Genomic DNA, 8,157 nt, shown 5'->3' with positions numbered 1-8,157 from the left:
GCGCCCTTTAACTATAATCCCAATACAGCGTTTGTAATCGGCAACAAACTTTTTTATCAGGGGAGCGGCAACGTGGGCTTGTGGCATGCGTGCGATTGCACCGCTGGAACTTCCAATGGCTGTGCCGCTGAGAACGGATACATACAGTGGCTGACTGCTGATGATGACAATGGAAATCTCAATGATGGAACGCCTCACATGACCGCAATTCATGCGGCGTTCAACAGACATAACATCGCGTGCGGATCTCCTTCACCGGTAAATTCCGGATGTTCCGGTGGCCCAACGGGCGCGGCAACCTTGAATGCAGTTCCAACAGACGGTCAGGTTTCTCTGTCATGGAACGCAGTGGCAGGCGCATCCAAATACTGGGTAATGCGAACAGAAGGACATGCGGGATGCGACTACGGCAAAGTGAATCTTACTCCGAGTGGCAATGGGACAACATCGTTCGTTAACGGTGAGCTGCTAAATGGAAGGACGTATTACTATAGTGTGATCGCGGTTGGTGCGTCGAACGCGTGCTTTGGCCCACTGAGCAATTGCGCTTCAGCGACACCCACAACAAGTTGCTCGTTACCCGGCGCGCCGGTAAACGTAAGTCCGGCAAACGGCGCAACGAACGTTGCCCACAGTCCGACACTCGATTGGACAGATGTGGGAGGCGCAATTTCGTACGATGTTGAAGTTGCAACGGACGCGGGATTCACGAATATCGTGCGCGGCGCCAATGTCGCCGGCAGTACATGGACCGTTTCTCCCGAACTGAACGCGAACACAACATATCACTGGCGCGCTCGCGCGAATAACACATGCGATGCAGGACCGTACGGTGCGCCTTTCAGCTTCACCACTGCTCCACCGCCTCCCGGAACAGCGGTCTACGACTCCGTGCTGAAAGCTCCGAAGTGCTCCACTGTAAATCCGTTTTGCGATTCAAGCACTCTGTTGACTGGACGCGATGGTTTGGGACCTGAACCGAATCAGCCAAACACGATCAATAATTCCTGCGCAGACGGCACCGCCGGCACTTTCCATTTCGATGAATCGAACGACAAAATCCGCGTGTCCACGCTCGATTCTACAAATCTTGCTGAAGGGAAGACGGTCAGAATCGATGCAACCGTGTGGGCATGGACAACTCCTACCGCCGATGCACTCGATTTGTATTACGCAGCAAATGCAAACAGTCCCGCCTGGCAGTTCATCGCCACGATCGTGCCAACCGTTGTAGGATCGCAGGTCCTGTCAGCGAATTATGTGCTGCCCGTTGGCAGCTTGCAGGCAGTGCGCGCGCGGTTCCGTTATCAGGGTGTGGCTACTCCCTGCACAACCGGATCGTTTGATGATCATGACGATTTGATTTTTGCTGTGGGCGGAGGCGGATGCAGTTTGCCGGCGACTCCAACATTGAGCAGTCCCACCAACGGCGCAACCGGCGTTACGACAACGCCCGTTCTGGACTGGAGTGATGTCAGTGGAGCCACATCCTACGATGTGCAGGTCGCAACAGATGCGGCTTTCACAAACGTGATTCGCTCTGCAAACGTGGCTACCAGCACGTGGACCGTTTCACCGGCGCTCAATAACAGCACAACGTATTTCTGGAGAGCGCGCGCCGTGAACGGCTGCGGACCTGGCTCTTATGCTTCGGGATTCAGCTTCACAACTGCTGCGCCACCGGTTGGTGATTTTTCGATCTCCTGCTCACCAACTTCCCTGAGTGTGCCCTGGGGACAAACACGAACAAGCACTTGCACCATAACTTCGATCAACAATTTCAACGCGGCGGTAAGTCTGTCCTGTAGTGCATTGCCCGCGAAAACATCCTGCACGTTCAGTCCAAATCCGGCAACACCGCCCGCAAATGGATCTGTCAATTCCACGCTTTCTCTCAAAGTAAACAAAGGCGCGCCCCAGGGAACTTTCTCGTTCCAGGTGGTCGGAGTAAACGGAAGCCTGACGCGAATTCAATCGATGCAAGTAACCATTACGAAGAAGTAGAAGATTTATGAAGACACTATTTCACGAAACAACCGCAGTCGAGATCAAACAGCGATTTGAGAAGCTAAGTGACAAGACCGCAAGTGAGTGGGGAAAAATGAATGCGGCTCAGATGCTGGCTCACTGTACAGCAACCATGCAAATGCCGGTCGGGGATATTCAAATCAAAAAGTCGCCTTTAAGCCTGATCGGCTGGATGTTTAAGGGCCTGTTCAGAAATGAAAAGCCATTCGGGAAGAACTCACCCACTGCGCCCGAGTTCATCATGAAGGATAGCCGCGATTTCGAAGTGGAAAAACAACGGTTCCTGGAAGCCTTTCAAAAACTCGCAAAAGGGCCGGACGCTGTCAAGTGCTTTCAACATCCATTCTTCGGGAAAATGACATGCGATGACTGGGGGAGATTGATGTACAAACACATGGATCATCATTTCCGCCAGTTCGGAGTGTGAATTCTTAGTCAAGTAGCGCGGCCGTCCCGGCTGCGATGCGACGCATACGAGACGTCCGCGCTACTTTGTTTTTTTTGCATTTCTTTCTTCAGGTGGTAAACTCAGTAACATCCATGGACACCGAGCGTCCTTCGACTCTCCAATCGTGGCTTGCTAAAAAGAATGCATGGGAGGATCAGTTTGCTGGTCTTGCAAAAGCCAATCCTCTGGAGTCCGTTCTGCTTCTATTACTTGTAAGTTCGGCAATCTATTATAAAGCGGAGGCCGGCACCAACCCGAAGGTAAAGACTTTCGTAGATGCGCTCAATTTCATTTCCACATGCGCTTCCGTGGGCTATACCGACATTTTCGCCCAAACTCAAACTGGACGTCTTGTCTCCACCGTTGTCATGACGTTGGGGCCTGCTCTTACAGCTAAGGTGCTCGATCGTCCCGGCCCGGATGTTTCGACCAATCAGGCAATCGTCCAAAAGCTGGACGCTATTCTGACAGAACTCCGCCTTCTGCGCGAAAATTCGAAATAGAAGGATTTCATGGAAGTTTTTACCTGGTGGAATCTTCTTTTCCTTTTGCCACTCGCATTTGCGGCCCTCTTTTTGTTAATGAACACAATCGGCATCACCGGCGATACCGATGTGGATGCAGAAGCCCATGTTGATACGGAGCATGATATCAATCATGACATCAATCATGATACTGATCATGATACAGATGATGATGCGGGCGATGGCGCCAGATCATCCAGAACTTTCCTGGAGTTTCTAGGGGGAGGACGCATTCCTGTCACACTTATTTTTCAAATCTTCTTTTTTGCGTGGGGCATCACGGGATGGATTTTGAATCTTTTACTGAAACCAATCTTGCGGGAGCCGCTCATTTTTGTCTGGGTTTCCATAGCAGGCGCATTTGCCGTTTCAGCTTTCAGCACACGGTTAATCGGCAAACTCATCTGGAAATACGCGCCCCTTTCAGAGACGTATGCGAAAGAGCGTGAGGACCTGATCGGCTGCGAAGGGGAAGCGCTCTACAGCATCACATCCGAAAGCGGAATGGCGCAAATTTACGACGACCGGGGATCGTTACACCGCATTTACTGCAGGATCGACACCGAGGGAGAATCGATCGCGAGCGGCGACAGGATTTTGATCGTAGGATACGACCGTCAAGAGGACCTCTATTTCGTCAAACGAAGTCCGCTTGCAGGCATGAAACAACAAGGTGAAATCATTCGTCATTCTTAGGAGGAGTACCAATGGGAAATTTCTTGGTGGTTATCGTTCTGTTGTGCATAGCGGCAATCGCGCTTGCAGTTACCGGGATATTCCCGAAACAACCTGCATACCAGTTTGCCGTTGCGGCAGCCGGCGCCGTATTGCTGGCATTTACGGCTTTGGTTGTTTCGATCACAAAGCTCTATCGAAAAACTTCCGCGAACGCGGCATTTGTGCGCACCGGCATGGGCGGGTCGAAAGTAATTCTGGATGGTGGAACCATGGTGGTGCCTGTCGTCCACAAGCTCGTGGACGTTTCTCTGGAAACGATGAAGCTGGAAGTGGAACGAAAAGGAGCTGATGCGCTCATTACAAGAGATAACCTTCGTGTGGATGTGAAAGCCGAGTTTTATATCAAAGTGCAGGCAAACGGCGAAGATATATTGAATGCAGCCCGTTCGCTCGGTGAAAAATCTGTGCATTCAGATTCGGTGGGCCAGCTTGTTTTTGAAAAACTCGTTTCCGCCTTACGAAGCGTAGCGGCAACCAAGGATCTCATTGAGCTGCACTCCAAACGGGACGAATTTGCGAGCGCGGTTCAGGAAATTGTGCGCAAGGACCTGCGCGAAAACGGATTGAGTCTGGAATCGGTTACGATTTCGAGACTCGACCAAACGGATCAGACTTTGCTTCGCGATGACAATATTTTTGACGCACAGGGCAAAAAGAAGATTACCGAAATTACACAAAGCGCAATGGTGGAACGGAACAAGATTGAACGGGAAGCGGAACAGGCAATCACAGGCAAGAATGTTGCGACGACGCAGCAGATATTGACGTTGCAGAAGGCCCAGGCTGAAGCGGAAGCTCAGCAGGGAATGGAGCTATCTAAAATCCGCGCAGCAGCGGAGCGCGAGAAACAGGAATTTCAAATCGAACAGGATAAGATTCTGATCCAGCGCGCGCAAGAAAAAGAAAAGACACAGATTTTGAAAGAACAGGCCGTTTCAGCGGCAGAAATTACAAAGGCTCAGGCGATTGCAACAGCCGAGCGGGATCGCGAGATTGCCATCGCCTTAAAAAATGCGGAGCAGCAGAAAGCGGAACAGAAGGCGCTCGAAGCTTCGGCTGAAAGAGAAAAAGCGAGCCAGCAGATTGTTACCGTTCAAGTGACATCCACAGCGGAGCGGGAAGCGTCGAAGAATTTGATTGCAGCAAAACAAACGATTGAGCAGGACCGGATCAAAGATCAGACTCAAGCCGACGTACTGGCTTATACAAAAATCAAGGACGCGGAAGGAAGGCGTACCGCAGCCGATCTGGAGGCACAGGCAAAACTCAAAATCGCGGAAGCCGAAGCCAGAGCGCGCGAAATGCTGGCACAGGGCGAGACCGCATTGAAAATGGTCGATGTAAACGTCGCGAAAGAATCGGTAGACGTCGAACAACGGAAAGTGGACGTGGAACGGCAGGCGCTGGAAAACAAGCAGACTTACAGCGAAGCAGCGTTAAAATTCGAGATCCAAAAACTGGAAATCGAATCGACCCGTGAAGTCCGGATTGCGCTTGCAAATTCGATCGCTCAATTTATGTCCAAAGGCAACTACACAATTTTCGGAGACCCGCAAACACTTTCGAAAATGATGGGCGACTACGCGAAAGGTTTTGGTTTGACTCAGGAAATCAACGGATTTCTGGACAATACCCCGGCGGAGTTGAAACAGGTGCTCGAAAATGTTGTGCAAAACCTGATGCAAAGCAAAGCAAAAGCGGAACCTCAAATCGACGTCAAAGAAGTAAAGGATGTGAAAAAAGGCAATCAGCCGCCGCACAATTGAGACTGATAAGCTCGAAAGATCGCGGGCGGGACGCCCGCGCTACATTGCTCGCGCGACTGTTAGCCCGTAGACTCTTCGAACGCCGGCTTTTCTCAGCAGGACGGAACATGCTTCCAGCGTGGCGCCGGTCGTGATCACATCATCGATCAGCAGAACGGATTTGGGAAGATCGATTCGCTGTTTTAAACAGAATGCTCCGTCCAGATTTTTTCGTCTCGCCTGACCGGAGAGAAATGTTTGGGGAACAGTATTTCGGGACCGGCGCAACAGATTCCGAACCGGGATTCCGGAAAGATCGCTCAGATGTTCTGCCATCAGGCGAGCCTGGTCAAAGGTTCGTTGCCATTCACGCGATCGATGAAGCGGAACCGGAACAATGGCTTGCACACGTTGCGCATAATGCTTGAACATTAATAAGTACAACTCTTCCGAAAAGTAACGCGCGAAACGCGCCCTCTTTGCAAATTTCATTTCATGAATCATTTCGATCACGGGCCCCTCATATAAGAACACAGAACGAATCCGGGTTAACTTCGGTCTCTGCAGCTTGCAATCCGGACAGATCTTGACTCGCCAGTGTTCTCGAAAGGGAGAGCCACAAATCCGGCAGTGCGGAGAGATTCTCGGCAAAGTTTTGCGGCAGGTTTCGCAAAGAACATCGGCGTAAGGCTGCAAGTCTTCGCAAATCACGCAGGGCCAGGGGAAAAATAGAGAATAAGCGGCGTTGCGGCTCCGTTGAAAAAATCTGCTGAAGCTGGAAAAAACTTTAAAGAGGTAAGGCGGTAGACTTCTCATGTCCGAAATCCAATGTTCCCGCCTTGTTCTGATTTAGATTAATCGAATTCCACTCAAAACAAAAGATGCAAAATCCGCTATATTCTGAGTGTGTAGTATTACAATTGTAACACTGCCAGGGTTGGGCAGACAATACTTCTGCTCCATCGGTAAGCCCCCTATATAATTGCAGCGCCTGCTCCTTTTTTCCCGAACGGTCGCAGAGCTCGGCCAGGGTAATATTGTTCAGCAGCCAATCCGGGTGTTTTTGATGGATTCCCTCAAAGATTTTCGTTGCTTCTTCGGTCATTTCGAGTTTTCTGTAAAGATCTCCCAGGCAAAAGGCCGCGCGCGGATCCTCAGGATGAGTCCACACCACTTCCCGGAAAAGCTCGATGGCTCGCTGCGGGAGGTTTTGTAGCAAAAAGGTTTCCCCGATTTTCTTCAAAATCGCCGGACTCTGCGTTTTCAAAAATCCTTCTTCGTAGGTCCTCAAAGCAAGAATGGAATTCTCCTGCTTCTCATGAATTTCCGCCTGTAGCAAGTAAGCAGGAGTAAAATAATCCGTCAATCTGAAAATGTACTTCAACAGGGCCTGTGAGGTTTTGTAGTTAGTGCTTTGGGTTGCCGAACGCGCGAGCTCATAACGAATTCCTATCTTCCAATTGGATTCCTGAGGCGTTTCTGTCTCCTGCAAAAACAATTGCTCTTTCATCTCCTGCCAGGTCATTGCCTCTTTCCAATCCTGTTCCCTCACAGCCAGGTTTCGAAGTCTGTGAATCGCTTCCATCGATTGTGGCGAGGAGTGCAATACTTGCATGTACAGATCCCGCGCTTGCTCAATTTGATCCTGCTGCTCAAAAACAATACCCAGCGAGAGAAGCAGAACGGCCTGCTCCTGACCGGAAGAATGGTTCAGCGCATTCCGGTAATACTTCGTGGCCTCTACCCATTCTCCTTTCTCGGCATGTAAATCCCCTTTGATCTTTAACGCATACCAGTAGTCGGCATCCGTTTCGCGGACTTTTGAAAGAAGATCCATTGCCTTGCGCCAATCTCCCAATTGGAGGGCCATTTGAATCTGTACTAGTTTTCGTGAGGGGGCCGCGGGAGGTAGGGAAATGTTTGTTTCAAATTTCTTAGTCCACGGAGGAAAGAAGGTCACGAGTAAAAACAACAGAAGGGCCCCGAACGCGATTGAGGTTAAAACAATATAGAGGAGTTTGCTTTCCAGCTGAAAAAGGTGTGAGTCAAGAAAAGGCGCGCCAAGCCGGCGGGCTGCTGTGATTAAAAAAATGAGAAACAGTAAGGTGAAGAGAATTCCAATCCACCTGTTCCTCATTCCCCCTTAATTTATTCCAAAAGACCCTGTTCCTGCAACTCCTGACAATTCAAACAATACCTGGCCCATGGCACCGCTTCGAGCCTTGTCACCTTTATTTCGCTCTGGCACGAGTTGCAAACGCCAAAGTCCTTGGTGTTGATCCTGATGAGAGCTTCATCGATCAACTGAAGCATATCCCTTTCCGAATCAGTCAAACTGAAAAGGAATTCCTTGTTATAGGCCATGGTCGCTTTATCAGCGATATCCTGAGTGCCATCATCGGCTGCAGATTCCATGCGGTAGTTAACGTTCTTCCGAAATTCGTCAAGTATGTCTTTTCTCTTTTCTACCAGCTTCTTCCGGTATTTTTCTAGCTGCTTTTTGTCCATTCCTATCTCCAGGTCCTAAAATGAAGTTCCAAATGATACACATAATTCATCGAAAAGACAACAAACCGAATTGAGACATCAAAAATCTAACCCTGGAGGGTATCGTTGAGACATTAGAGAATCTAACCCAAGGAAAGAGAGAGGTTAGATTCGATGGGAAAGAATT

The 8,157-nt window shown here is 49.9% G+C and carries 8 protein-coding genes; 5 read left to right on the top strand and 3 right to left on the bottom strand.

Annotation, left to right across the window (positions count from 1 at the left end; all coding sequences use genetic code 11):
- The 5 genes from L0156_29400 to L0156_29380 form a co-directional block, all read left to right on the top strand.
- A partial coding sequence (locus L0156_29400; protein ID MCI0607122.1) for a hypothetical protein occupies nucleotides 1–2,004 on the top strand: 2,004 nt, incomplete at its 5' end.
- 7 nt (nucleotides 2,005–2,011) lie between these two features.
- The gene (locus L0156_29395) at nucleotides 2,012–2,455 is read left to right on the top strand and encodes a DUF1569 domain-containing protein (protein ID MCI0607121.1); all 444 of its coding nucleotides are present in this window, start codon (nucleotides 2,012–2,014) and stop codon (nucleotides 2,453–2,455) included.
- A 113-nt stretch (nucleotides 2,456–2,568) separates the two neighbouring features.
- Nucleotides 2,569–2,979 (top strand): potassium channel family protein, encoded by a 411-nt coding sequence (locus tag L0156_29390; protein MCI0607120.1) that lies wholly within the window; start codon nucleotides 2,569–2,571, stop codon nucleotides 2,977–2,979.
- Between the two features lie 9 nt (nucleotides 2,980–2,988).
- The gene (locus L0156_29385) at nucleotides 2,989–3,696 is read left to right on the top strand and encodes a YqiJ family protein (protein ID MCI0607119.1); all 708 of its coding nucleotides are present in this window, start codon (nucleotides 2,989–2,991) and stop codon (nucleotides 3,694–3,696) included.
- Between the two features lie 11 nt (nucleotides 3,697–3,707).
- A complete protein-coding gene (locus tag L0156_29380; protein MCI0607118.1) occupies nucleotides 3,708–5,504 on the top strand; it encodes a hypothetical protein in 1,797 nt (598 codons plus the stop codon).
- Between the two features lie 39 nt (nucleotides 5,505–5,543).
- Here L0156_29380 and L0156_29375 read toward each other — a convergent pair whose 3' ends face one another.
- The 3 genes from L0156_29375 to L0156_29365 all read right to left on the bottom strand — a co-directional run bounded on the left by L0156_29375 (nucleotide 5,544) and on the right by L0156_29365 (nucleotide 7,991).
- Entirely contained in the window at nucleotides 5,544–5,996 is a 453-nt protein-coding gene (locus L0156_29375) for a ComF family protein (protein ID MCI0607117.1), read from the bottom strand.
- 274 nt (nucleotides 5,997–6,270) lie between these two features.
- A complete protein-coding gene (locus tag L0156_29370; protein MCI0607116.1) occupies nucleotides 6,271–7,620 on the bottom strand; it encodes a tetratricopeptide repeat protein in 1,350 nt (449 codons plus the stop codon).
- Nucleotides 7,621–7,631: 11 nt separating this feature from the next.
- Complete coding sequence (locus L0156_29365) at nucleotides 7,632–7,991, bottom strand: TraR/DksA C4-type zinc finger protein (protein ID MCI0607115.1); 360 nt, start codon at nucleotides 7,989–7,991, stop codon at nucleotides 7,632–7,634.
- Nucleotides 7,992–8,157 lie beyond the last annotated feature (166 nt).

The sequence above is a fragment of the bacterium genome (assembly GCA_022616075.1).
Taxonomy (GTDB): Bacteria; Acidobacteriota; HRBIN11; order JAKEFK01; family JAKEFK01; genus JAKEFK01.
This window is presented reverse-complemented; position numbering and strand designations above follow the sequence as displayed.